At 62.7% G+C, this 24382-nt stretch carries 20 protein-coding genes and 1 pseudogene; 16 read left to right on the plus strand and 5 right to left on the minus strand.

Annotated features, from left to right (window positions below):
- The 12 genes and pseudogenes from HX803_RS30435 to HX803_RS30490 all read left to right on the plus strand — a co-directional run.
- Positions 1-245: pseudogene (locus tag HX803_RS30435) on the plus strand (hypothetical protein); the annotation flags it as partial.
- A gap of 24 nt (positions 246-269) precedes the next feature.
- Positions 270-1244, plus strand: a complete 975-nt coding sequence (locus HX803_RS30440) for a MoxR family ATPase (protein ID WP_178925792.1) — start codon at positions 270-272, stop codon at positions 1242-1244.
- A complete protein-coding gene (locus HX803_RS30445) occupies positions 1241-2164 on the plus strand; it encodes a DUF58 domain-containing protein (RefSeq protein ID WP_178925793.1) in 924 nt (307 codons plus the stop codon). Before HX803_RS30440 ends, HX803_RS30445 begins: the two co-directional genes overlap by 4 nt.
- Entirely contained in the window at positions 2161-2625 is a 465-nt protein-coding gene (locus HX803_RS30450) for a DUF4381 domain-containing protein (RefSeq protein WP_178925794.1), read from the plus strand. Before HX803_RS30445 ends, HX803_RS30450 begins: the two co-directional genes overlap by 4 nt.
- Positions 2612-3607 carry a VWA domain-containing protein gene (locus HX803_RS30455; RefSeq protein ID WP_178925795.1) on the plus strand — a complete coding sequence of 332 codons (996 nt, stop codon included), beginning with the start codon at positions 2612-2614 and terminating at the stop codon, positions 3605-3607. Before HX803_RS30450 ends, HX803_RS30455 begins: the two co-directional genes overlap by 14 nt.
- Complete coding sequence (locus HX803_RS30460) at positions 3594-5060, plus strand: VWA domain-containing protein (protein ID WP_178925796.1); 1467 nt, start codon at positions 3594-3596, stop codon at positions 5058-5060. The genes HX803_RS30455 and HX803_RS30460 overlap by 14 nt, the downstream gene beginning before the upstream one ends.
- Positions 5057-6106 carry a BatD family protein gene (locus tag HX803_RS30465; protein WP_178925797.1) on the plus strand — a complete coding sequence of 350 codons (1050 nt, stop codon included), beginning with the start codon at positions 5057-5059 and terminating at the stop codon, positions 6104-6106. The genes HX803_RS30460 and HX803_RS30465 overlap by 4 nt, the downstream gene beginning before the upstream one ends.
- Entirely contained in the window at positions 6103-7104 is a 1002-nt protein-coding gene (locus HX803_RS30470; RefSeq protein WP_178925798.1) for an HAD family phosphatase, read from the plus strand. Before HX803_RS30465 ends, HX803_RS30470 begins: the two co-directional genes overlap by 4 nt.
- Positions 7105-7179: 75 nt before the next feature.
- On the plus strand, positions 7180-8766 hold the full coding sequence (locus tag HX803_RS30475) for an arylsulfatase (protein ID WP_178925799.1): 1587 nt from the start codon (positions 7180-7182) through the stop codon (positions 8764-8766).
- Between the two features lie 139 nt (positions 8767-8905).
- Positions 8906-11398 (plus strand): fused MFS/spermidine synthase, encoded by a 2493-nt coding sequence (locus HX803_RS30480; RefSeq protein ID WP_178925800.1) that lies wholly within the window; start codon positions 8906-8908, stop codon positions 11396-11398.
- A 43-nt stretch (positions 11399-11441) separates the two neighbouring features.
- Positions 11442-13022 carry a J domain-containing protein gene (locus tag HX803_RS30485; RefSeq protein ID WP_178925801.1) on the plus strand — a complete coding sequence of 527 codons (1581 nt, stop codon included), beginning with the start codon at positions 11442-11444 and terminating at the stop codon, positions 13020-13022.
- Positions 13019-14002: a DUF3829 domain-containing protein gene (locus HX803_RS30490; protein ID WP_178925802.1), complete on the plus strand. Its 984-nt coding sequence runs from the start codon at positions 13019-13021 to the stop codon at positions 14000-14002. Before HX803_RS30485 ends, HX803_RS30490 begins: the two co-directional genes overlap by 4 nt.
- A gap of 3 nt (positions 14003-14005) precedes the next feature.
- Here the strand turns inward: HX803_RS30490 and HX803_RS30495 are convergent, their stop codons facing one another.
- Complete coding sequence (locus HX803_RS30495; protein WP_176996054.1) at positions 14006-14677, minus strand: DUF3313 domain-containing protein; 672 nt, start codon at positions 14675-14677, stop codon at positions 14006-14008.
- Positions 14678-14851: 174 nt separating this feature from the next.
- Between HX803_RS30495 and HX803_RS30500 the strand changes: the two genes are divergently transcribed.
- The gene (locus tag HX803_RS30500) at positions 14852-17062 is read left to right on the plus strand and encodes a tetratricopeptide repeat protein (RefSeq protein WP_178925803.1); all 2211 of its coding nucleotides are present in this window, start codon (positions 14852-14854) and stop codon (positions 17060-17062) included.
- A 561-nt stretch (positions 17063-17623) separates the two neighbouring features.
- Here the strand turns inward: HX803_RS30500 and HX803_RS30505 are convergent.
- A complete protein-coding gene (locus HX803_RS30505; RefSeq protein WP_178925804.1) occupies positions 17624-18118 on the minus strand; it encodes a hypothetical protein in 495 nt (164 codons plus the stop codon).
- Between the two features lie 208 nt (positions 18119-18326).
- Between HX803_RS30505 and HX803_RS30510 the strand changes: the two genes are divergently transcribed.
- Positions 18327-19019, plus strand: a complete 693-nt coding sequence (locus HX803_RS30510) for an aspartate/glutamate racemase family protein (protein WP_178925805.1) — start codon at positions 18327-18329, stop codon at positions 19017-19019.
- On the opposite strand, the gene HX803_RS30515 is transcribed toward HX803_RS30510, so the two are convergent.
- Positions 19016-19528: a GNAT family N-acetyltransferase gene (locus tag HX803_RS30515; protein WP_178925806.1), complete on the minus strand. Its 513-nt coding sequence runs from the start codon at positions 19526-19528 to the stop codon at positions 19016-19018. The two genes, HX803_RS30510 and HX803_RS30515, sit on opposite strands and share 4 nt — an antisense overlap.
- 92 nt (positions 19529-19620) lie before the next feature.
- Between HX803_RS30515 and HX803_RS30520 the strand changes: the two genes are divergently transcribed.
- Positions 19621-21285, plus strand: coding sequence for an alpha/beta fold hydrolase (locus HX803_RS30520; protein ID WP_178925807.1), 1665 nt, complete (start codon positions 19621-19623; stop codon positions 21283-21285).
- A 25-nt stretch (positions 21286-21310) separates the two neighbouring features.
- On the opposite strand, the gene HX803_RS30525 is transcribed toward HX803_RS30520, so the two are convergent.
- Positions 21311-22453 carry a glycerate kinase gene (locus tag HX803_RS30525; protein WP_178925808.1) on the minus strand — a complete coding sequence of 381 codons (1143 nt, stop codon included), beginning with the start codon at positions 22451-22453 and terminating at the stop codon, positions 21311-21313.
- Positions 22454-22550: 97 nt separating this feature from the next.
- Positions 22551-23651: a sugar diacid recognition domain-containing protein gene (locus HX803_RS30530; RefSeq protein ID WP_178925809.1), complete on the minus strand. Its 1101-nt coding sequence runs from the start codon at positions 23649-23651 to the stop codon at positions 22551-22553.
- 159 nt (positions 23652-23810) lie between these two features.
- On the opposite strand from HX803_RS30530, the gene HX803_RS30535 reads away from it, so the two are divergent.
- A partial coding sequence (locus tag HX803_RS30535; protein ID WP_178925810.1) for an MFS transporter occupies positions 23811-24382 on the plus strand: 572 nt, incomplete at its 3' end.

Raw genomic sequence — 24382 nt, forward strand, 5'->3', positions numbered from 1 at the left:
CACCACCGCCCCCACCACCGCCTCCGCACCCGGATGACTGGTATCACCCTTGGGCCGCTGCGGCCGTGGTCGGCGCCACCACTGCGACGATCCTGGCCATCGGCACCCAGGTCAGTACGGTGCCGCCTGAATGTGTGTCGGTGGTCGCCAATGGCGTGGCCTACCAGCACTGCGGGCCCACTTGGTACCAGCCGCGGTATGTCGGCGGCTCCGTGCAATACATCGTGGTCGCCGCGCCCTGGTGACCCACTGTTTCAAGGACGATTGGAATGACAGCACTCAACGATGTGAATGCCCTGCAGGCCAGCATGGCTGAAAGCGTACTCGGCCAGGACCAGGTGATCCGCCAGATCCTGCTGGGTCTCCTGGCCAATGGTCACCTGTTGCTGGAAAGCTTGCCGGGCCTGGCCAAGACCCGCACGGTCAAGGCCCTGGCGCGGCACCTGGAGGCGAAGATGAGCCGCATCCAGTTCACCCCCGACCTGTTGCCCTCGGACATCACTGGCGCAGAAGTACTGCACCAGGTCGACGGCCAGAACCAGATTCGCTTCCAGCCCGGCCCGCTGTTCGGCAACTTGATCCTGGCCGATGAGATCAACCGCGCGCCCGCCAAGGTCCAGGCCGCGTTGCTGGAGGCCATGGAAGAACGGCAAATCACCGTCGCCGGTGCCAGCCACCCGCTGCCCGCCTTGTTTATCGTGGTGGCCACGCAAAACCCCATCGAACAGGAAGGCACCTACCCGCTGCCCGAAGCGCAGATGGACCGTTTCGTGATGAAGGTGCTGCTGGACTACCCCAGTGCCGACAACGAAAGCCAGGTCTTGCGGCTGTTGCGCGACGAAGAGCAGGCTGCCACCGCCCTGGCGGCCGGGGGCTTTACTCTGGCCCAGGAGGTGATTTTCATGGCGCGCAAGGAAGTCAGCGCCATCCAGGTGTCGCCGGCCATCGACCGCTACCTGATCGACCTGATCAACGCCACGCGCCACCCCGGCGACTATGACCCTGACCTGGCGCGCTGGATCAGCCTGGGCGCCAGCCCACGGGGCGGCATCGGGCTGGATCGCTGTGCGCGGGCGGACGCCTGGTTGCAAGGCCAAACCTTTGTGACCCCCGACAACGTACGTGCGGTGGCGCACCCGGTGCTGCGCCACCGCCTGCAATTAAGCTATGACGCAGTGGCAGACGGCGTGACGGCCGACCAGGTGCTCGACCGTCTGCTCAGCACAGTGGCGATCCCGGCATGAACGCCGACGGGTTCGTCTACGTCAGCCTGGCGCAGCTGATGGCCTTGCAGTTCCAGGCGCGAGACTTGAGTTTTGTTGCGCGCCAGCCCCAGGGCAGCGTCCTGGCCGGCAACCACGCCTCAAGGCTGCGCGGGCGTGGGCTGAATTTCGACGAGCTGCGGCGCTACCAGCCCGGCGATGACTTGCGTCACCTGGATTGGCGCGCATCCTTGCGCACCGGCAAACCGGTGGTGCGCACCTTCACCGAAGAACGCGACCGCCCGGCCTTGATCGTGGTGGACCAACGCATGTCGATGTTTTTTGGTTCGGTGCGCAGCTTCAAATCGGCGGTTGCCGCCGAACTGGGCGCCCTCGCCGCGTGGATGGTGTTCAACGCCGGGGATCGGGTCGGCGGCCTGGTGTTCAATGACAGACGCATCGACAGCGTGGCACCGCTGCGCAGCCGCAAACGCGTTGAAGCCTTGTGCAGCCGCATCGCTCAGCAAAACGGCGAGCTGAACGCCACTTGCCCGGACCACGAAGGCGACAGCCAGCTTGACCGCGTGCTGCAGCAGTGCCGCGCCGTGGCCGGGCACGACCACTTGATCTGCCTGGTCAGCGACTTCGCCGGTGCCGGCCCGCGCACCCTGCAACTGCTGCGGGAACTGTCAACGCACAACGACGTGGTGGCGTTGCAGGTGTATGACCCCCTGGCCCTGAACGTGCCCGACAGCGGGCAACTGTTGGTCACCCAGGGTCAGTTGCAAGTGGAGCTGGCCGTGAACAGGCGCCAGGTGCGCCAGCCCTTGGGGGATTATCTGGGCGGGCGGATCAAGGATGTTGCGAGCCTGCTACGTCGCAGCCAGGTGCCGTTGCTGATGATCAGCACCGCCCTGCCCGCGGTCGACCAACTGCGCAGCGAACTGGGTAGACGCCGGTGACTGCCCCTGTGCCGAGCATCGAACAACTGCAGGAGTTGGGCTTGCCCGCGCCCGTCAGTTACTGGCCGCAAACCTGGGGGTGGGCTGTGGTCCTTGGCCTGGTGGTGTTGGCCCTGCTGGTACTGGCCGTACGCAACTGGCTGCACTGGCGCCGCGATGCTTATCGACGTGAGGCCGTGGCACGCCTGGACGCGCTGACCGACCTGCGTGAATTGCCCGAACTGCTCAAGCGTGTGGCGCTGTCGATGCCACTCCCGGCGCAGGAACACGCATCCATCCCGACGTTGACGGGCGCTGATTGGCAAGCGTTCTTGCAACGCCACGCAGGCGCACCGATCCCCGAGGACTTGAGCCAGCAACTGGCTGACCTGGCCTACGCCGCGCCCTTGCCCGACGCCCAACACACGCAACTACTGGCCCAGTGCAAAGCCTGGGTGGAGCAGCACCATGTGGCAGCTTGATAACCCGTGGCTGTTGCTACTGCTGCCGCTGCCCTGGCTGGCGTACCGGTACCTGCCTGCCTACCTAGAAGCCCGCAGCGCCGTGCGGGTGCCGTTTTTCACCGGCATGAGCCAGGCCGTGGGTGGCGCGCCCTCTGCGAGCGGCGTGCGGAATAATCGCAGCCAGCTTGTGCTCAACCTGGTGGCCTGGGTACTGCTGGTGCTGGCGGTTGCCCGCCCGGTGTGGGTGGAAAAACCCATTGAACGCCAGCAGCCGGTGCGCGACCTGATGCTCGCCATCGATATCTCCCAGTCTATGGAAACCCAGGACTTTACCGACGCAACCGGGCAAAAGATCGACCGCCTCGCCGCCGTCAAACAGGTGGTCCATGACTTTATCGCGCGCCGCAAAGACGATCGCATCGGCCTGATTCTGTTTGGCAGCGGCGCCTACCCCCAGGCACCGTTGACCCTCGATCACAGCAGCCTGTCTCTGCTGTTGGATGACAGCGGCATTGGCATGGCCGGGCCGAACACCGCCATTGGCGATGCCATCGGCCTGGGGCTCAAGCTGCTGGACCAGGCCCATGAACCCGAGAAAGTGCTGATTCTGCTCACCGATGGCAACGACACCAGCAGCGCAATCACCCCTGACCATGCCGCCGACATGGCGGCGGCCAAGGGCGTGGTCATCCATACCGTTGGCATTGGCAACCCGCAGGCCAGCGGCGAAGCCAAGGTCAACCTCAGCGCATTGCAAGCCATCGCCAGCGCCACCGGTGGGCGTTACTTCCGCGCCGAAGACCGCGACAGCCTGAGCCATGTGTACACGACGCTCGACCAGATCACCCCACATCAAGTGAAGACCTTGAGCCACCAACCCAAGCGCGACCTGTTCTGGTGGCCGCTGTGCGCGGCGCTTGGACTGTTTGCGCTGTACCACCTGTTGGCGGCGTTATGGCCCCACCGGATCAAACGAGAGGTGGCCGATGGACTTCAGTGACTTCCACTTCTTGCGCCCCGCGTGGTTATTGCTGGCCTTACTGGGGGCTTTATTGCCACTGGCCTGGCAACGCAGCCGCGACCTGCAGCGTCGTCTGCGTGGCAATATCGCCCCGCACCTGCTGCCGCATTTGTTGCTCACGCCGACGGATTCGCACCGCCTGCGCCCGGTGCACCTGGCGAGCGTGCTGTTGATGCTCGGCGCAGTCGCCGCTGCAGGGCCGACGTGGGAGCAGGACCGCCCAGACTTCCTGGAAAACCGCGCGCCGTTGATCATCGCCGTGGACCTGTCGCCGTCCATGGACACCGCCGACGTCCCACCGACCCGCCTGACCGCCGCCAAGCACAAGCTCCACGACCTGGTACAGCGGCGCAAAGGGGCGCGCACCGCGCTACTGGTGTACGCCGGCAGTGCCCATCTGGTGTTGCCGCCGACCGATGACCCGGCGCTGCTCGACACCTTTATCCAGGCGCTCGGCACCGACTTGATCAGTACAGCCGGCAAGGACGTCGCCGGCGTCATCGACCAGGCCAAGCCGTTGTTGGCGCAATCGCCTGGCACGTTGTTGCTGGTCACCGATGGCGCCGACAGCACGCAATTGCCAAGCCTCAAGCAACACCTGGCCGACAGCCCGCTGCAAGTGCTGGTACTAGCGCTGGGCAGCAATCCCGCCCTCAAGCAACTGGCCTCGGCCACCGACGCGCCACTGGGCAGCCTGACCCTCAATGACGACGACCTGGACTGGATCGAGCTGCACGCCCAGCAGCACTTCCAAAATGCCGATGAGCAACAGCGCCTGTTGCAGTGGAAGGACGCCGGTTACTGGCTGTGCTGGCCGCTGTTGCTGGTGGTGCTGCTGAGCGTGCGACGCGGCTGGAGCCTGAACTGGGTGGCGACGGTACTGCTCGGCCTGTTGCTGCAACCGCTGCACGCCGATGCCAACCCGTTCCTCACCCCTGACCAACAAGGCCGTTGGGCTTTCGAGCATCATCGTTACCCCGAGGCGGCCTCCCTGTTTCAAGACGCCTACTGGAAAGGCATTGCCGCCTATAACGCCGCCGACTACGCCTTGGCCGAAACCACCTTCAACACCCTCGACACCGCACACGCCGCGTTCTATCTCGGCAACATCCACGTGCGCCGCTTCAAATTCGACGACGCCATCGTGGCCTATCAGCGTGCTTTGAAGCTGCAACCGACGTTTCCCGAGGCCAGCGCCAACCTGGCCCTGGCCATTGCGCTGAAAAAGGACACCGACAGCGCAGCGAACAACACCCCCGAGGTCAAGCCCGACGAGATCAAGTTCGACAAGGCCCCGGGCAAGGGCCAAAGCAAGGCGATCCAGACCGAACAAGCCAACAGCGATGCCCTGTGGTTGCAGAACCTGACGACCTCACCGGCCAACTTCCTGCGGCGTAAATTCAGCCTGCAGGATCAGGAGGCGAAGCGATGAACCGCTATTGCGGCGTGCTGTTGTTGCTGGCCGGGCCGTTGTGGGCGGCCGAGCCGCAGCTCAAGGTGCAGGCACAACTGCTACCTGGCGCAGCGGTGGTGGTGGGTGAACAACTGCAAGTGCAGGTGGATGTGCTCACGGACACCTGGTTCACCTCCGGCGCCAGCCTGCCGGCGTTGAAACTGGCCGGTGCACGGGTTCAGGCGCCGGGTGGCGAAGCTGAACACACCACCCAAGAGATTGGCGGGCAGATGTTCTACGGCATGCGCTACCGCTACCGCATCACGCCGAATGTCGCCCAGGCATTCACGGTGCCGGCACTGACCGTCAGCGCCCAGCCGGGTCAGGCCAGTGCGCCCTTGAATGCCCAGAGCACGCCGCTGTCGTTCACTGCCACCCAGCCACCGGGGTTTGCCCCCGGGGAGCCGGTGCTGGTCGCCAGTGGCCTGCGCCTGAGCCAGACGCTGTCAGCCACTGACCTCAAGGTGGGCGACAGCCTGACCCGCACCCTCACGCTACAAGCCGACGACACGCCAGGACTTTCCCTGCCACCGCCCGCCTCCGCGCCCATCCAGGGCCTGCGGTTGTACCCGCAAGCGCCAAGCATCAGCAACCTGGACGACGGTCGCGGCGCAATCACCGGTGGCCAGCGCATCGATCGGCTGGTGTATCGCGTCGAGCAAGGGGGTCATTTCACTTTGCCTGCCATCAGCGTGAAATGGTGGGACAGCCGCAACCGGCACGTGCAGAACAGCCAGTTGCCTGCCCTCACGTTCGAGGCCCAGGCGGGCAGCGCCTACATGCCCACCTTCGCCATTGCCGACGACCTCAAAGCCCTCGGGCAGCACAGCCGCTGGCACGTTTCGCGGCACCTGTTTGCCTGGATCGCCGCGGTGGCCATGCTGATTCTTGCCGGTTACCTGCTCCATGCGCTGTGGCCACGCCTGCCGCCACTGTGGCGAAACGTGTGCACAACATTGCGCTGGGTGTGTCGTCAACTACGCTTGGTTCCACTGAACCCTCGTCACGAAAAGGACTTCCCATGACGTCGCTGCGTTCTGCCCTGCCCCTGCTTTTTCTCCTCAGCCTGCCGGCCTTGGCCGCCGATCCGCTGCCGTCATGGAACGATGGCCTCAGCAAAAAACAGATTGTCGATTTCGTGCAGGCGGTCACCGTCGAAGGCTCCAAGGACTATGTCAAACCCGCCGAGCGCATCGCCGTCTTCGACAACGACGGCACCCTCTGGACCGAACAACCGGCCTACTTCGAAGTGCTGTTCGCCTTCGATGAAATCAAGCGCTTGGCGCCCCAGCACCCCGACTGGGCAACCACACAGCCGTTCCAGGCGGTGCTCGAAGGCGACCATCAGGCCCTCGCGGCCACGGGCATGCAGGGCTTGCTGAAGATCATCGGCGCAACCCACACCGGCATCAGCACCGAAGCCTTCATCGACAACGCGAAAGCCTGGCTGAAACAGGCGCGCCACCCCAAGACGGGCAAACCGTTCGATCAGATGATCTACCAGCCGATGCTGGAAATGCTCGACTACCTGCGCAGCCAGCAATTCAAGACCTACATCGTCTCGGGCGGCGATACGGCCTTCATGCGCGCCTTTGCCGAGGTGGTGTATGGCGTGCCACCGGAACAGGTGATCGGCACCAATTTCGTCACCCAGTACCAGCTCAAGGACGGCAACCCGCAGATCCTGCGCACCGCCAAGCTGGCGCACAACGACGATGGCCCGGGCAAGCCGGAAAGCATCGACGCGATTATCGGCCGCCGGCCCTTGCTGGCCTTCGGCAACTCCGATGGCGACCTGCAAATGCTGCAGTGGACCGCCGCTGGCAGTGGCAAGCGCTTGATGGGCCTGGTGCACCACACCGACGCCCAGCGCGAGTGGGCCTATGACCGAAACTCTCAGGTGGGGCGCCTCGACAAGGCGTTGGACCTGGCCAGGGCAAACGGCTGGATCGTGGTGGACATGGCGAGCGACTGGCGCCGTATCTACCCCTTCGAGCCGGCTGTGCAAGCAAAGGTGCAATAAGAAAACGTCACGACGGACTGTACAAAAACGTTGGTCGCAGGCAATGCGACTCAAGCCCTAAAAGGAGCAAGTCTTATGACTCGCATACGTAAGTGGCTGCCGAAACTCGCCCTGGTGGCGGTGTCGGTAATAGGCGCCTCGGCATCCGCCCTGGCCGCCGAGAAGCCGAATATCCTGGTGATATTCGGCGATGACATCGGGCAAACCAACATCAGCGCCTATTCCATGGGCGTGGTGGGCTACAAGACGCCCAATATCGACCGGATCGCCAAAGAAGGCATGATGTTCACCGACTACTACGCGGAGAACAGTTGCACGGCTGGGCGCTCGTCCTTCATCACCGGCCAGACGCCGTTGCGCACGGGCCTGTCGAAGGTGGGCATTCCGGGGGCCCCGGTGGGCCTGCAAAAGCGCGATATCACCATCGCCCAGGCGCTCAAGTCCCTGGGTTACTCCACCGGGCAATTCGGCAAGAACCACCTGGGCGACCGGGACGAGTACCTGCCCACCAACCACGGCTTCGACGAGTTCTTCGGCAACCTATACCACCTCAATGCCGAAGAAGAACCCGAACGCCCTTACTGGCCCAAGGACGATGCCGAATTCGTCAAGGCCAACACCCCGCGCGGGGTGATCCACAGTTTCGCCGACGGCAAGATCGAAGACACCGGCGCCTTGACCACCAAGCGCATGGAAACCATCGACGACGAAACCACCGCGGCGGCCCAGGCCTTCATCAAGAAACAGGCCGAAGCCAACAAGCCGTTCTTCGTGTGGATGAACACCACGCGCATGCACGTGTTCACCCATGTGCGTGACTCGATGAAGGGCCAGAGCGGCATGCCCGGAAACGAGTACGCCGACGGCATGCTTGAGCATGACGGCGACGTGGGCAAACTGCTGCAGACCCTCGACGACTTGAAGATCGCCGACAATACCATCGTGGTCTACACCACCGACAACGGGCCGAACCAGTTCTCCTGGCCGGATGCGGCGACCACGCCGTTCCGCAACGAAAAGGACTCCAACTGGGAAGGCGCGTACCGCGTGCCGGCGATCATCCGTTGGCCGGGCAAGATCAAGGAGGGTCAGGTCTCCAACGAGATGGTCTCGGGGATGGACTGGTTCCCGACCCTGTTGGCCGCAGCCGGTGACGCCGACGTGAAAAACAAGTTGCTCAAAGGCTGGACGCCTGCGGCAGGCGGCACCAACTTCAAGGTGCACCTGGATGGCTACAACCAACTGCCCTACCTGACCGGCCAGCAACCTAAAGGCGCGCGCAACGAGTTCTACTACTTCAATGACGACGGCATGCTGGTTTCGATGCGCTTCGACAACTGGAAAGTGGTGTTCGCCGAGCAGCGCCAGCCGGGTGGTTTCCGAGTGTGGAGCGAGCCGTTCGTACAGTTGCGGGTGCCGAAGATCTTCAACCTGAGGATGGACCCGTATGAACGTGCCGACGTGGTGAGTGACCAGTATTACGACTGGACCACCAAGAACGTCTACCTGGGTGCGGTTGCGGTGACCAAGGCGGCGAAGTTCCTGCAGACCTTCATCGAATACCCGCCTAGCCAGAAACCGCCGAGCTTCAGCATCGACCAGATCCGTGAAGCGGTGGACAAGAAGATCGAAGAGAAGATGAAGGCCGCCCCGGCTTCATAGCTGACACAACACAAGGCAAATGTGGGAGCGGGCTTGCTCGCGAAAGCGGTCGTTCAACCAACCGATTCGGCGACTGACACACCGTTTTCGCGAGCAAGCCCGCTCCCACAAGGTTCTCTGTACGTTCTGGAATTTTGTAATGACCTCTCGCACCGCCAGCAAGCCTGTTGAAATCGGCAACGCCACCTCGACCCTGATCCCTGCCCTGCTCCTGTTTGTCTCAGGTGGCGCGGCGCTGGTCTATCAGGTGCTGTGGATCAAGCAACTGTCGCTGGTGGTGGGCGTGGAGGTGTATGCGATCACCACGGGCATCAGCGCGTTTTTTGCCGGGCTGGCCCTGGGTGGTTTGTTGTTTGGACGGTTGGCGGACCGCTTTTCGCGGCCGCTGCTGTTGTATGCAGCCCTGGAATTATTGGTCGCCGCGTTCGGCGTGGGCGCCACCGTGGCGCTGGGTATGGCGGCCGAGCCGTTTGCCTGGCTGGAACAACGCATCGGCCTTGCGGCCTGGGCGCTGCCATTTGCGTTGGTGGGCCTGCCCGCGCTGTTGATTGGCGGCACGCTGCCGGTGCTGGTGCGTGCACTGGATATCAATGCCAAGGGCCTGAGCCAGGCGGGTGGCCGTTTGTACGCCGCGAACACCGCCGGGGCCATCGCCGGTACGCTGCTCACGGCATTTGTGCTGATCGCGCAGTTTGGCGTGCGTGGCAGTGCGGTGGTAGCGGCGATGCTGAACCTGGTCGCAGCGGCCGGCGCCTTGTTGTCTGTGCGTCATCACGCTCCCGTCGCTGTCGCCCCTGCGCGCAGCGTTCAACCGGCGCGCCTGGCGCTGGTGCTGTATGCCATCGCCGGGGGCGTCGCCCTCGGTTATGAAGTGGTGTGGTCGCAGTCCATCGTGCAGTTCATGAGCACGCGCACCTACGCGTTTGCCGTGGTACTGGCCACTTACCTGACAGGGCTGTTTATCGGCAGCCAATTGATGTCACACCGGGTTGAGCGCATTCGCGATCCCTGGGGCGTATTTGGCTTGCTGATTGCGGGTGCCGGCTTGGTGGCGCTGTTGGAAATTGCAGTGCTGGGGCGCTGGCTGATTCTGCTGCAAACCCAGGCGGAAGCGCTGGTGCTGAGCCTGGGCGGCAGTGAGTTGCCGGGCATGAGTGCCCGGTTCGCCGTGGCGGCGCTGTGCATTGTGTTTGTGCCCACTTTGCTGCTGGGTGCGGCATTTCCGTTGGCGTTGCGCTTGAGCGTGGGTAATCGCCATGTCGGTCGTGATGTCGGCGCGGTGGTGGCATTCAACACCTTGGGCGGGATCGTCGGGGTAATGCTCTGCGGGTTCGTGTTGATTCCCTGGCTGGGCCTGGTGCGCACCCTCGGCCTGCTGGCAGTGATTGCCGGCGCCGTGGGTTATCTGGCGGTACGTCGCGGGCATGGGGTGAAAAAGTCGCGGCGCCAGGCGGTGCTCGTGGTGGGCCTGGTGTCGCTGGCGGTTGCCGGGCTGACCCCGGTGGACCGCCTGGCCAAGTTGCTTCCCGGCGCACGTAACGCCAGCCTGGCGTTTTACCAGGAAGGTCGTGGCGCGACGGTGGCCGTGGTCACCCAGGGTCAAGGGGCGCGGGCGTTTCAGCGCCTGTATATCCAGGGCGTATCCAATACCGGTGATGCGATGCCGTCGTTGCGCTACATGCGCATTCAGGCGTTGCTGCCGTTGCTGGTCCATAACGCCGAACCCAAGTCGGCGCTGGTGATTGGCTTTGGCACCGGGATCACAGCGGGTGCGCTGTTGCGTTACCCGGGGCTGGAGCATCGGGTGGTGGCTGAGTTGCTGCCGTCGGTGGTGCAGGCTGCGTCGCTGTTCAAGGGCAACTTCAATGCTGCCCAGGACCCGGCCATCGACCTGCGCCTGCGCGATGGGCGCCAGGAATTGCTGCGCAATGCCCAGCGCTATGACCTGATCACCCTGGAACCGCCGCCGCCTTCTGCTGCCGGGGTGGTCAACCTATATTCCCAGGACTTCTATGCGCTGGCCGCAACACGGCTGGAAAAACATGGCCTGCTGGCTCAGTGGCTGCCGCTGCCCACGCAAAATATCGATGATTCCCGCGCGTTGGTGCGCAGCTTCCTCAATGTATTCCCCTATGTCTCGCTGTGGACCAGCGAGTTCCACGAGATGCTGCTCGTGGGTTCCCTGGAGCCTGTGGCGCTGGACGCCGAGCGTATTCGCCAGCGCTTTGAACAGCCCCCGGTGCGTTCGGCGTTGGCTGAGGTCGGCATCGATTCGACGGCCACGCTGCTTGCCACCTGGGTCACTGACCGCCAGGGCCTGGAGCGGTTTGCCGCGAATGCGCTGCCGGTGACCGACGACAGGCCGCGCATCGAATACGCCCCGTGGGTGCGCAGCAAGGAAATCACCCGAGTATTGCCGGCCCTGCTGGACCTGCGTGTACCGGCGCCGCTGGTCAACGCGGACGCGTCTTTTGCCCGCACCCTGGCCGCTGAACAACAACGCTTGATGCAGTTCTACCGCGCGAGCCTGCATGCCTACGATGGCGACCGCGACGCCTGGGGCCGGGATATTCGTGACGTGCTGCAACAAGACAGCGCCAACCCCTACTACCGCTGGTTTATCAGCCCCTAAAACAGGTAATGTGCGCGCGATTGTTTAGGGAGTTGCGCCGCACATGACTTGCTGGAATATCCTGGGCCTCACGCCTGACGCCGACAGCCGCGCGATCAAGCGCCAATATGCGGCGCTGCTGAAGAAAACCCGGCCGGACGATGACCCCGAGGGGTTCCAGCGCCTGCGCGAAGCCTACGAGCAAGCTCTGCAGTGGAGCCAGGAGCAGCAGGACACTGTTGAGGTGGCCATCGAGCACATGGGTGAAACCGTCGAGGTGGTCACCGAACACGTGGAGGAAACCCTGGAACAACGCTATCAAGCGGCAATGGCCAACGGCACGGCGTTGTTCTTCGAAATCCACCTGTTGCATCGTTGTGTTGACGGCGAACTCAACGCCGAGGACGCCCGCTGGGCGTTCCAGGCCTTCAACTGGCTCACAGCCTGGCAACGGCTGGAGCTGCCGGTCGAACTGATCGACACGCTAGAACGCCAACACCGCGCCGCTTTACAGCAACCGTTGCGCCTGGCCCTTGAGCAGAAAGATGAGTCGGCGTTTCTTGCTGCTTATGCAGCGCGTGATGAGCACCCGTGGGTACACAATCATCCCCACGGTGAGTGGTTCAACGAATGGCTGGCCAAGCTGCTTGCCCAGAGCCATTTCTGGTCCAGTGCCGTGTTCGACGCCGTGTGTGCCGGCCAAGGCTGGCACGGCGGTGCCGACCCCAACTGCCCCGCCGACGATTGGGCGCTGCTGTTGAAGCGCCAGCAAGGGCCGGCCTTCCTCGCACGCCAGCGGGCGTTGGCCGCCGAACCACCCTACAGCCCACAGCAACGCGCGGCACGTTTACTGCTGGCGCCGATGAGCCTGGGCCAGCGCCGTGCCTTCGCCCAGCGTTTGAGTGAAGACGACTGGAAAGCCTGCCAAACCCTCAGCGCGGACATCTATGCCGAGCATGTGGTCGTCGCTGAAGCCATGCCCGGTGGCACCGTGTATTTCTGGCAAGACTGGGACAAGGCCATGGACACCTGGCCCTGGGTCGTCGCGCTGGTCTTGAGCTGCCTGGTGGGGGTGCTGGAGAAAGCCGAGTTCCTGGCCGGCAATGGGGTGCCGACGCTGGGCCACGGGCTCTTGTGGTCGCTGGCCTTCGTGGTCGGCGCCGGGCTGGCCTGGCAAGGCTGGCGGCCCCTCGCCCATCACTACCGCGTGCAGGACGAAGCTTTCAGCCAGCGCCTGCCCGGCTGGCTCAGCCCTACCCACCTGCCGCTGCTGCCGGTACGTGACCTGGTGCCCGGGTTGGTCCTGGTGGCAATCCTCGGCTACCTATTCGGCCCGCTGGCCAGCGCGACGCTGATCGCGGCCTTGGCACTGATCGGCGTGATCAAGCGCCCCGGGATGAGCCGTCACACGCCCTGGACCGCAAGCCACCCGCGCTGGACCCTGCTGGGTGCGGCCCTCGGCGTGGTCGGTGTGATTGCGCTCTACGCGGGCTTGGTCTTGCTCGACAACGGCCACCGGGTCGTGCGTAACCAGGGCCTGCAACAGTGGACCGAGCGCCTGTGCAGCCGCATGCCGCGCAGCGATGCCGAGTGTCAGGCGCCCGCCACCCAGAAACAGTGGTACGGCCAGGAGGCCGCGCAATGAACCCCAAATGGTTGTTACCCATCGGCCTGATCCTGGGTCTGGCCTTGCTCGGCCTGGCCGGCGCCACCAAACCCCTGCAGCGGATTCAGTTCTGGTTGGATCAACGGGACAGCCCCCACACCGCAGCAGCGAGCGCCCTGGCGCCGATCATCGATTGCGCGAACCGCATCGACCGCGACACGCGCCTGGCCTTTTACCGCATGCGTTCAACCGAACCCGAAGCGCCGGACCACGATCAGTTTGGCGACAGCAGCGAGCCTGAACCGCGCGTTATCCAGGCGGCTGTTTGCTCCCAGCTGTACACCCTGAAGCTGGAGCGCCAACAGCCCGGGAGCCAATTGGTAGGCCTGGCCTCGGTGTATGCGTACAGGCTGCACAGGTTCACGTCCGTGGCCGACCGGGTCACGCCGACCCAGGCCGAACGGCTCTCGCTGAGCGGCCGGCAAGCCGTGGTGCTGCCCGTCACAGAATCGTTGAGGCAGGAGCTGGTGCAAGAAGGCGACGACTACCTGAGGGTCTCCACCCAACTGCGTCAACAGCTGGAAGAGCAGGACCTGAACATACGCCCGGCGCAATTGGCGCTGCTGGAGTCGCGCTTCGGCCGCGACCTGCATTGGCACGTGCTCAACTACATGATCATCGCCCGCCACGCGGTGAATGCCCTTGAGCAAGGGATGCACGACGCACGCCTGACACCCCAGGCCGTCGCCAGCCAGGCAGCGGCCTTGCAACAGGCTGCCGACGCTGGCAAAGCCTACCTGCGTACCCACCCCACCGAGTACCTGGATGAGGAAGCGCGCCACCTCTGGTACACGATCACCCCGGCCGCCGATGCCTACCTGGCCGCGCTGGGCACGTTGCACCAGGACTGGCTGCACCATGCCGCGCCGCAGCAACTGAGTGACGACTATTACCTCGTCACCCGCCGCTACGACGCCCTGCTCAGCTATTACAACCGGCCTGCACGCAACGCGTTTTGAGGCTTAGTGTTTTTTCAGTTTCACGTAGGACTGATGCAGGTCTGACGCCCAGCCATCGATAACGCCTTTGACGTCGTCGGCCTTCATCACCTGGGCGTCGTTGGACAGCGGTTTGCCGGTGCCTTTGCGCACCACTTGGGCGATCACCTTGCCGCTGGCGCCGTCGAGGAACTGCGCCTCGGTGCCCAGGGTGGTTTCCTGGTCACGGTGGCCGGTGGCGGTACTCGCGGCCGCGACGACCAGCGCCACGGGGATGTACTCATAGGGCGCGAGCGCTTCGGTCTTGCTGCTCACGGCGGTGATTGCCGCCCGCACGACGATCACACCCGGGCCCGGCGCATTGGCCAGCGGCAGGGATTTTTCCAGCTCACGCTTGAGCGCCTGGTTGTAGTAGGTGTTGATACCGTTAAGAGTGCTCTCAGGGATTTTCGCGGTGGCCTGGGGCTTGGGATAGAACTGGGTCGGCTCGACATACACCGCGGTGTAGCGGCTCAGGTCCAGCTTGGGGTCCACCCAACGCATCACATCCGCGCCCGAAGGCGACTTGGCTTGCTTGAGTTGGCTGTAGTCCGAGAGAAAGCCGGAGTACTCGTCCGGTTGTGTGACTTTGCTGGCGCAGCCTGTCATTCCAATTGAAGCGAGGCACAGCGTGCTGATCATTAGCCTTAGTTTCATCATTGAACTCCCTGGCAGTCATCACTGGAACACTGAGCTGTAGGTATAGCCAACTCTGGGGAAATAGCCGTTATTTCCCGCGCATCGTTTGACAGACCCGTCCCCAGCGTCAAAGCTGCACGGAGCATAAAGCACGCCGTAGAGCGTCCCTGCATCAAGACAACGGAAGTCGGAATGCCAGCGCCCACAACCAAAAAAGCCGCACCCCACCGTGAATCACCCCGTCGTTACCTGTACCCCATTCTGATTGTGTTGTTGCTGTTGGCCATGGCCGGGATCTGGTTTTACCTGCAGACGAGCGCGCCTCGGCTGCCCGCGCCCGTGATGGCGGTGAAACCGGTGGTTATCGCACCGGCGACGATGGTGGATGAACAGCAATGCCAGGGCTGTCACCAGGCTCAGGTCAAGGATTGGCGAGGCTCCCACCATCAGTTGGCGATGCAGCAGGCCACGCCACAGACGGTGCCGGCAGACTTCAATGACGCCACGTTTACCGGTGAGGGTGAAACCACCCGGTTTTTTCGCCGGGGCGATGCGTTCTGGGTCAATACGCCCGGCGGCGACGGTAAGCCTGCTGACTTCAAGGTGGTCTACACCTTTGGCATCGCGCCGCTACAGCAATACTTGATCGACGTGGGCGATGGCCGCTTGCAGGCGCTGGGCGTGGCCTGGGATACCCAGCAGCACCGCTGGTTTCACCTCTACCCAGGCCAGGGCGTGACCTTCAAGAACCCGCTGCATTGGAGCAAGCCCAGCCAGAACGCCAACTTCATGTGCGTCGAATGCCACACCACCGGCTACAAGCGCAACTTTGATCCGCTGAAAAACAGCTTCGACAGCCAGTGGAACAGCCTCGGCGTCGGCTGCCAGGCCTGCCATGGCCCGGCCTCCAACCACCTGCAATGGGCGGCTAAAAAAGGCGACCTGCTGCACGCCGGGTTTGCCGTGGACCTCAACGACAAGGACGCCACCGTCGAGCTGGAAACCTGCGCGCGCTGCCACGCCCGGCGCGCTCCGTTGGGTGACGGGTTTACCGTCGGCAAGCGTTTGATGGATGACTACCTGCCCAGCGTGCTGACCCGCGAGCTGTATGCCCTGGACGGCAAGATCAAGGACGAAGTGTTTGAACATGGCTCCTTCGCCCAAAGCAAAATGGCCGAAAAAGGCGTGCGCTGCAGCAACTGCCACAACCCCCACAGCAACGAACTCAAGGCGCCGGGCAACGCGGTGTGCTTGCAGTGTCACAACACCGCCGGCAAAACCCCGATCGCCACGGTCGATGGGCGTGGCCTGCAGGCCAAAAATTATGACGCTCCTGAACACACCGGCAAACCGGTGGGCCAGCCGGGTTCGTTCTGTGTCGACTGCCATATGCCGGGCAAGGTGTACATGGGCAATGACTTGCGCCATGACCACAGTTTCAGTATCCCTGCGGGTGCGCGGGACGTGCTGAAGGCGCCTACTTATGCCGAGAGCATGGTATTGATTCGCGGCGGCCAACCGGGGGCCGCCCAGGCGCTGTATGACCAATTGGCACGCAGCAACCTGCCGGCCATCCAGCGGGCGACCTTGTTGGTGGAGTTGCCCAACTATCCCAGCGAGCAGGCACTCAAACTGGCAACCCGGGACCTGGGCCACCCTGCCTCGCAAGTGCGCGAAAGTGCCGTGCGTGCGGTGAGTGCGTTGCTGCCGCCGCCAGAGCGCATTGCGCTGTATGTGCCGTTGCTCAAGGACCCGGTGCGCGCCGTGCGCATCATTGCTGCGCGGGATTTATTGAGTGTCTCCAGCCAGGGCTTGGGGCCAGCGTGGGACGGCGCCATCGCCGAATACGAACAGGTGCAATCGAGCCTGCTGGAGCGTGCCGAAGCGAACCTCAACCTGGCGATGCTCTACCAGGCCAGCGGCCGTGGCGACAAGGTCGAGGCGCAACTGCGCACGGCCCTGCTGCGTGATCCGGACTTTTTCCCGGCGTTGGTAACGCTGATTCAGTGGCTGGAGGCCAATGGCCGTGCGGACGAGGCGCGCACATTGATCGGCGACCAGTTGGCCCTGCACCCTGAGGCACCGCTGCTGCAACACACCCAGGGGTTGATGTTGATCCGCGCAGGAGACACTGCCCAAGCGATGCCGCACCTGCGCAACGCCGCTCGCCTCGACCCGGCGAGCGCCCAGTACGCCTACGTACTGGCGGTGGCGTTGCACGACAGTGGGAAGGTTGATGAGGCCTGCCAGCAATTGGAGTCGCTGTTGCAGCGCCAGCCGTACAGCCGTAACGCACGACTGTCGCTGATCCAGTACTACCTGGAAAACGGCCAGGAGCCCAAGGCCCAGGTCGTGATGCAAGCCTGGAAAAACCTCAACCCAGGCGACCCCGCACTGAAATAAGCGCTTGCCTGCGAAGACGGTGGCTTGGCACACCCTCTTTAACGCCAATACCTGCGTCTTCGCAGCCTCGCTGAAGCTCGACAGCTCCCACAAGGGACCGGGTGCATCCTTTTGAAATGCGCTCGAATGTGGGAGCTGGCTTGCCTGCGAAAGCGGCGGCACAGTCAACAGTGATGTTGCCTGAACCACAGCCTTCGCAGCCTCGCTGAAGCTCGACAGCTCCCACAGGTGACCGAGTGCATCCTTTTGAAATGCGCTCGAATGTGGGAGCTGGCTTGCCTGCGAAAGCGGCGGCACAGTCAACAGTGATGTTGCCTGAACCACAGCCTTCGCAGCCTCGCTGAAGCTCGACAGCTCCCACAAGGGACCGAGTGCATCCTTTTGAAATGCGCTCGAATGTGGGAGCTGGCTTGCCTGCGAAAGCGGCGGCACAGTCAACAGTAATGTTGCCTGAACCACAGCCTTCGCAGCCTCGCTAAAGCTCGACAGCTCCCACAGGGGTCTGCGTAACGACGAAGATCCACTGTAGGAGCTGGCTTGCCTGCGATGGCAACCGTTGCCTTAAATACGTTCCCGCGGGATCAGGCTCTGGAGCTGGGAGGCGAGGAAGTTGGCGTCGAAGGCGAAGGTGTCCGGGTCTTTGAGGCCGTTGGTTTTCTTCCAGAGCCAATCATTTTTATCGGCTGGCAGTACCAGCGAAACGCTGCCGTGGCGCGCGGCGGTGAGACCGATCACCGCCACTGTAACCAACCCTCCCGCGCCCATCACATCCGGTACGAACTCCACGGTTTTTCCGGTGATTTGTACGTTCAGCTTCTCGGTCTTGAAGGTCGAAACCTCCACCGGCACGCTCGGGCCACTGGCCACATAGGCTTCACGCTGCACGTCGAGCAAGCCCACCGTCTTGACCGGCGCCAGCCAGTGCTCAATCTGCCCGAATAACTCGTTGAGCTTTTGCGCCCAACGCGCCGACTGCACGTCGAGTTGCTGTTTCTTGTGCGTTTCGCTCTCGGCGTAATGACGAAGCATCTCGCCCAGTTGCTGTACGTCGTCCATTGCGAATGTCCTTCGGTGAGCCAGGTTGCGAGGGTCGATCATGGCAGATACGCGGGTGCTGCGTGCGGTTAACGCTGTGCAAGTGCACATCACCGCACACAGGGCGCCTGAACGAAGGAACTGCTCCGGTCATTTGCTCGGCAACTGCGTATGACTAATCCGTAGCCAATGGGTAAGGTGAAGCGACATTCCTTGTCAGGAGCATCGCATGCGCACCATCGGCCTTATCGGCGGCATGAGCTGGGAGTCCAGCGCCGAGTACTACCGCCTCATCAATCAGCGCGTGCGCGACCAACTGGGGCCGCTGCGTTCGGCGCAGTTGTTGATGTACAGCGTGGATTTCGGCCCGGTGGAACAGGCGCAGCATGCCGGGCGCTGGGACGATACCGCGCTGATCCTCGAAGACGCCGCACGGCGCCTGCAAGCCGGGGGCGCCGACTGTGTGGTGCTGTGTACCAACACCATGCACTTGGTAGCGCCCCGCATCGAAGCAGCAGTGTCGATTCCGTTCCTGCACATTGCCGATGCGGCGGGTGCGGCGGCCGTCGAAGCGGGCACGCTGACTGTCGGTTTGCTGGGCACAGCGTTCACCATGGAGCAGGACTTTCTCAAATCCCGCCTGGCCGCCCAGGGCCTGACCGTGCTGGTGCCCGAGGCGGACGAACGCCAGGCGGTGCACCGAATCATCTACGAGGAATTGTGCGTGGGCGTGATCAGTGACGCGTCGCGCCAGGTCTATCAACGCGTGATCGAGTCCCTGGCCGCACGCGGCGCCCAGGCGATCATCCTGGGGTGCACGGAAATCGGCCTGCTGATCAAGCCGGAACACAGCGACCTGCCGTTGCTGGACACCACCGAGCTGCATGCGCAGGCTGCGGTGGCGTTTGCTCTGGGGGATTAAACCGACCGGCGCAGGCGCGCCATGCTCACGGTATCGACATACTTGCCATCACGCACCGCGTAGTCGCGCAATCGACCTTCAACCTCAAAGCCGAACTTACGGTACAGGTTTTGCGCAGCGTCGTTGTCGGCAAACACCGTCAACTCCACGCGGTGCAGATTCATCCAGTTGTCGGCCACGTCCAGCGCGGCCGCCAGCAACCGCGAACCCACGCCCTTGCCCTGCCAGGCCGTCGCCACGCCCATGCCGAACGAACCGACATGGCTCTGGCGCACCCGCAGGTACTGCTCCAGGCCCAACTGGCCGATGACTTCACCGCCGTGCACCGCCACCAGCTGTAACCGCCGTTCGTTGTCCATGACCAGGCGCTTGCGCCACATCTCCACGGCCTGGAAAGGCATCTGCAGCACCTGACGGCACACGGCCGGGTCGTTATAGAGCGCGGCGACGCCTTCAAGATGGGCCTCGGTGAAGCGCTGGATGACGATGTGGGGTTCAGGTGCGTGCATTGTGTTTCATCCTTTGAAAAACACGTGGCCCAGCAGTGTAGAGGCCTCACGTGCGCAATGGAAAGCAGCTCTTTCAGTCAACAAGAACAAGCTTGTCCTACGCACAGACTGAAGCCCAGCGTGCAGCATCCGGAATTCTCTTGATTCGCAGTAAGGATCGTAACGTGATGAAGCAACGGACATTGGCAAGCGGTATTTGTGTCGCAGGATTGTTAGCGATAGGGGCCTGTGCGACTGAGCAAGAGCAGGAACCAGAGATCAAGTGGTTGCCGAACTGCGAGGGGCGCCCGTTCAGTGGCTTGGATCCCGAAGTCGTCGCCAGAACACAGTGTGGCGTAGTCACCGTGCCGCTGGATCATACAAACCCGACTCAAGGCACTTTTAAACTAGATATCACTCGCGTTACAAGCCTTCATCCGCAGCGGCATGAAGGCGCAATATTTACCAATCCTGGCGGGCCAGGTGCTGACAGCAGCGGCTTCGCCGTGGTACTGGCATCAATATGGAAGGGGTACGCTGATGAGCCAGAAGGCGAGTCCTATCGCCATCTGATCAATGCCTATGACTTGATTGGCATCACGCCGCGGGGAATGGGCAGTTCGCCTGACTCACAATTGATATGCCAATCCAATGACGTGATTGTCGCGCAAAATGACATCACCCAGGACCGCAGCCCCGCCAATCTTGAAGCCCTGCGGCATAATACTGAAGTGTTGGCCCAAGGATGTGCGAACCAACCCTTGGCCCCTTACATCACCACCAACCAGACTGCGCGGGATATGGAGTTCGTCCGTATTCAATTGAATGAAAGAACACTCAACTATTTCGGCAATTCTTATGGCACGTGGCTGGGCGCCTGGTACGCAGGCCTGTTTCCAAAGACTGTGGGTCGTATGGTGCTTGATTCCAATCTTGATTGGACCTCAACGTTTCAAAACGCCTCCTTGAACCTGGCACCTGAAAAAGAACGTATCTTCGCCCGTTTCGTTGCAGAACCCGCGGCCGAAAACCCTCTGGTCTATGAAATGGGTAATGACCCAAAGGCCATACGGCATTCTTTTATAAACCTGCTACCGCAGGTTCAAGTAGCGCTGCGCTCTGACACCGAACGCTACAGTTCTATCGAATTCCTGATGGCCGCAAGAGTGCTCAGCACATGGCTGCGCGAGTCGCCTACCCTCAATGACACCGAATTGCTGAACAAAGCACAAACCTATCGGTTCAGCCCGGACACTGAGGTTAATCATTCCGCTCTCAGTGCATTTACACGCTTAGTCACGGTTATCCGAGAACCTGTTCTCTGGAACGACATCGCTGTCGGCCCCCTGAAGTTGGACCCCGCCGCGTCTGTGCGCAGCACCATCTTATGCAACGACTCGGCAACGGCCGATGAAAAGTTCTGGACGGAAATGGAAAACCTGTACGCAACCCAGTATCCAGTGGGAGGTAGTTACTTCTACGCAAGACATTGCGCGGCGTGGAGGGGCAAACCGTTGTCGGGCGTGCCACTTAAGGCGCTTGGACAAGCCAGCAGTATCTTGATGATTCAAGCAGAATTTGACGACCAAACACCTGCACCGGGGGCTTTAAAGGCGTCGCAGAGCGTACCGAATACCCACATGGTCTTGCTTAAGGGGGCCTATCAGCACGGCGTTTCTTTTTCTAATCCCAACACATGTGTCAACCGCTACACAGGTGATTACCTAGCATACGGTCGTAAGCCTGCACGTCTGTCGATTTGCTTTGCTTCAAATTAAAAAATGGCGCTGTACGGGGCGGTATTTATAAACGCTGCGCCGCCACACGCCACACCCGCGCAATATCCGCCGCCCGCTCACGCAACAGGCGCGGCGCCTCGCTACAGGCCTGCTCCAGGCTCATCGGGCCGGATGGCAAGGCAAAGGCGGCATCCACGCCATGGGCATACATCTGCTCGTAACCGTCGCCCAGGGTGCCGGCGATCACGATCACGGGCACGCCGTGCTGCTGGGCGATGCGCGCCACACCAAACGGAGTTTTGCCGCGCAGGGTCTGGGCGTCGAAGCGGCCTTCGCCGGTGATCACCAGGTCGGCGCCGCTTACGGCGGCGTCCAGGCCGACCAGTTCGGCAACCACCTCGACCCCTGCACGGAACTGCGCCGCCAGGAACGCTTTGGCAGCAAAACCAAGCCCACCGGCCGCGCCGCTGCCGGGCTCGTCACGCACGTCCTTGGGCAGGACCTTGACGCAGTGGTCGGCGAAGTGGCCGAGGGCGGCGTCCAGTTGTTGGACTTGATCGGGAGTGGCGCCTTTTTGTGGCCCGAAAATAGCGGAAGCGCCATGCGGGCCGCACAAAGGGTTGTTCACGTCGGCGGCGATTTCAAAACGTACTTGGGCCAGGCGTGGGTCGAGCGCGTCAAGGCTGATACGCGCCAGGCGAGCCAAGGCCAGCCCGCCGGGTGGCAAAGGTTGGTCCTCGTTGTCGAACAGTTGCACGCCAAGTGCTTCCATGGCCCCTGCCCCACCATCGTTGGTGGCGCTGCCGCCAATCGCCAGGATGATGCGCTCGGCGCCCAGGTCGAGGGCCGCCCGGATCAGTTCGCCGGTGCCGAAGGTGGTGCTGGAACACGCATCGCGTTGCCCCGGAAGGACCAATTGCAGGCCGCTGGCTTCAGCCATTTCGATGATTGCCGTGCGGCTCTCGGCCAACCAACCCCAGCGTGCCTCAACCGAACCGCCCAAGGGGCCGGTGACACGTTGAGTGCGCAGTTCGCCGTTGCACGCGGCCAGTACTGAATCCACCGTGCCTTCACCACCATCCGCCATAGGGCACTGGACCAGTTCTGCCTCCGGCCAGACCTCGGTCAACCCTTCGGCAATGGCCTGGGCGACGCCTTCGGCACTCAGGCTGTCCTTGAACGAGTCGGGGGCGATGATGATTTTCATGGGCTTTCTCCGGTTTTTATAACGCCCATGCTGCCAGTTGCCTGGAGGAATGACGCCGGTCCGATGCACAAGTGCCGATCAGCTTTGTTGTTCATTTCTACAAAGCCTGGGGCAGCAGTTGCACGCCGAGGTACAGGGCGAGCATGCCGTCCAGGGTCAGCGGGTCGACGCCACTGAGTTCGGCAATGCGCTCCATGCGGTAACGCAGGCTGTTGCGGTGGATGCCCAAGGCGTCTGCGCAGGCCTGGCTCTGGCCGTCGTGCTCGCACCAACTGCGCAGCGTGGCGAGCAGTTGGCCGTTGCTGTCCTTGGCCAACACTTTGCGCAGCGGGTTGAGCAGCTCGTCCAGGGCATCGTCGTTGCGATGGCGCCAGAGCATCACCGGCAAGCGATAGCGGTTGAGAGTCAGCAACTGCGAGTGCGGCAACACATCACGACCATAGGCCAACAAGTCACCGACGCGACGGTAGCAACGGCGCAAGCCGGCCAGACCGTCGGCCTGCCCACCGACGGCTACGCGCAGAATCGTCCAGCCCGCCCCGTGGAGTTTTTCCAACAACCGGGGATTGTCTACCTGCACAGCTGCGGGCCGGCACCACAGTAGGGAAAATTGCGCAGAGCTGACGCACCAGCTGTCTGGATACCGCGAGGTCAGCCAGGCGCTCAGGGCTTCCGCCGACTGGCCCGCGCCCAGCTCGAATAAATAAGGGGTGCGCGCCAATTGTGGCTTGAGGCCCAGTTGTTGCGCTTCATCCACCAGGCGCGGCGAGTCGCCGGTTTCGGCCAGCAGCAACGCCAGCAGGTCATCGCAACGCTGGCGCCGCCATTGTTGCTCGGCCTGCTGATGGCGGTGGCTCACCAGCATTTCGGCGGTCATGCGCACCAGCTCGGCGTAGGTGCGCAGCCCTTCCGGCTCGCCGGTGATGCCCAGCACGCCGATCAGGCGCCCGTCATGCAGCAGCGGCAGGTTGATGCCCGGTTGCACGCCCTTGAGGTGCTTGGCGGTCTGGCCGTCGATTTCCACCACGCGACCATTGGCCAGCACCAGTTGTGCGCCTTCATGGCGGGTGTTGATGCGTTCGGGCTCGCCGCTGCCGAGAATCAGCCCCTGACTGTCCATGACGTTGACGTTGTAGGGCAGGATGGCCATGGTACGGTCGACAATATCCTGCGCCAGGTCATGATCCAGCTCGAACATGGGGCTAATTTCCTAGAAAGCGGGTTGTTCATAGGCACAGCGCAAAACATGCTTCACTGTGCGCGAGCACAAAGACAGCACCCTGCCAGGTGGCCGAGACTCATTGGGCGATCAACGTTACCCTCGCATCGCGAAAAATCATAATAAAGAGAGATTGCCATGTCACAGAGCGCCACTGCCACACTGGCCACCGATGACGATAAAAACGCCATCTACAAGCGCATTACCCTGCGCCTGATCCCCTTCATCTTCATCTGCTACCTGTTCAACTACCTCGACCGGGTGAACGTTGGATTTGCCAAGCTGCAGATGCTCGATGCGTTGAAGTTCAGCGAAACCGTGTACGGCCTGGGTGCCGGGATCTTCTTCATCGGCTACGTGCTGTGCGGCGTGCCGAGCAACCTGGCGCTGACCAAATTCGGTCCACGGCGCTGGATCGCGCTGATGATGATCGTGTGGGGCACGCTGTCCACCTGCCTGTTGTTCGTCACCACGCCGACGCACTTCTACACTTTGCGCCTGTTTACCGGGGCCGCCGAAGCCGGCTTCTTCCCGGGCGTGGTGCTGTACCTCTCGCAGTGGTTCCCGACCTTCCGCCGTGGGCGGATCATGGCGCTGTTCATGTCGGCGATCCCGGTGTCGGGCCTGCTCGGCAGCCCGTTTTCCGGCTGGATCCTCAACCACTTCGCCGCGGGCCAAGGTGGCCTGGCGGGCTGGCAGTGGATGTTCCT

Source organism: Pseudomonas sp. P7548 (assembly GCF_013386585.1).
Taxonomy (GTDB): Bacteria; Pseudomonadota; Gammaproteobacteria; order Pseudomonadales; family Pseudomonadaceae; genus Aquipseudomonas.

Excerpts from the sequence above, each read along its gene's own strand:
- HX803_RS30440 (WP_178925792.1), top strand. The coding sequence starts at position 270 with ATGACAGCACTCAACGATGTGAATGCCCTGCAGGCCAGCATGGCTGAA.
- HX803_RS30445 (WP_178925793.1), top strand. The coding sequence starts at position 1,241 with ATGAACGCCGACGGGTTCGTCTACGTCAGCCTGGCGCAGCTGATGGCC.
- HX803_RS30455 (WP_178925795.1), top strand. The coding sequence starts at position 2,612 with ATGTGGCAGCTTGATAACCCGTGGCTGTTGCTACTGCTGCCGCTGCCC.
- HX803_RS30460 (WP_178925796.1), top strand. The coding sequence starts at position 3,594 with ATGGACTTCAGTGACTTCCACTTCTTGCGCCCCGCGTGGTTATTGCTG.
- HX803_RS30465 (WP_178925797.1), top strand. The coding sequence starts at position 5,057 with ATGAACCGCTATTGCGGCGTGCTGTTGTTGCTGGCCGGGCCGTTGTGG.
- HX803_RS30470 (WP_178925798.1), top strand. The coding sequence starts at position 6,103 with ATGACGTCGCTGCGTTCTGCCCTGCCCCTGCTTTTTCTCCTCAGCCTG.
- HX803_RS30475 (WP_178925799.1), top strand. The coding sequence starts at position 7,180 with ATGACTCGCATACGTAAGTGGCTGCCGAAACTCGCCCTGGTGGCGGTG.
- HX803_RS30480 (WP_178925800.1), top strand. The coding sequence starts at position 8,906 with ATGACCTCTCGCACCGCCAGCAAGCCTGTTGAAATCGGCAACGCCACC.
- HX803_RS30485 (WP_178925801.1), top strand. The coding sequence starts at position 11,442 with ATGACTTGCTGGAATATCCTGGGCCTCACGCCTGACGCCGACAGCCGC.
- HX803_RS30490 (WP_178925802.1), top strand. The coding sequence starts at position 13,019 with ATGAACCCCAAATGGTTGTTACCCATCGGCCTGATCCTGGGTCTGGCC.
- HX803_RS30495 (WP_176996054.1), bottom strand. The coding sequence starts at position 14,677 with ATGAAACTAAGGCTAATGATCAGCACGCTGTGCCTCGCTTCAATTGGA.
- HX803_RS30500 (WP_178925803.1), top strand. The coding sequence starts at position 14,852 with ATGCCAGCGCCCACAACCAAAAAAGCCGCACCCCACCGTGAATCACCC.
- HX803_RS30505 (WP_178925804.1), bottom strand. The coding sequence starts at position 18,118 with ATGGACGACGTACAGCAACTGGGCGAGATGCTTCGTCATTACGCCGAG.
- HX803_RS30510 (WP_178925805.1), top strand. The coding sequence starts at position 18,327 with ATGCGCACCATCGGCCTTATCGGCGGCATGAGCTGGGAGTCCAGCGCC.
- HX803_RS30515 (WP_178925806.1), bottom strand. The coding sequence starts at position 19,528 with ATGCACGCACCTGAACCCCACATCGTCATCCAGCGCTTCACCGAGGCC.
- HX803_RS30525 (WP_178925808.1), bottom strand. The coding sequence starts at position 22,453 with ATGAAAATCATCATCGCCCCCGACTCGTTCAAGGACAGCCTGAGTGCC.
- HX803_RS30530 (WP_178925809.1), bottom strand. The coding sequence starts at position 23,651 with ATGTTCGAGCTGGATCATGACCTGGCGCAGGATATTGTCGACCGTACC.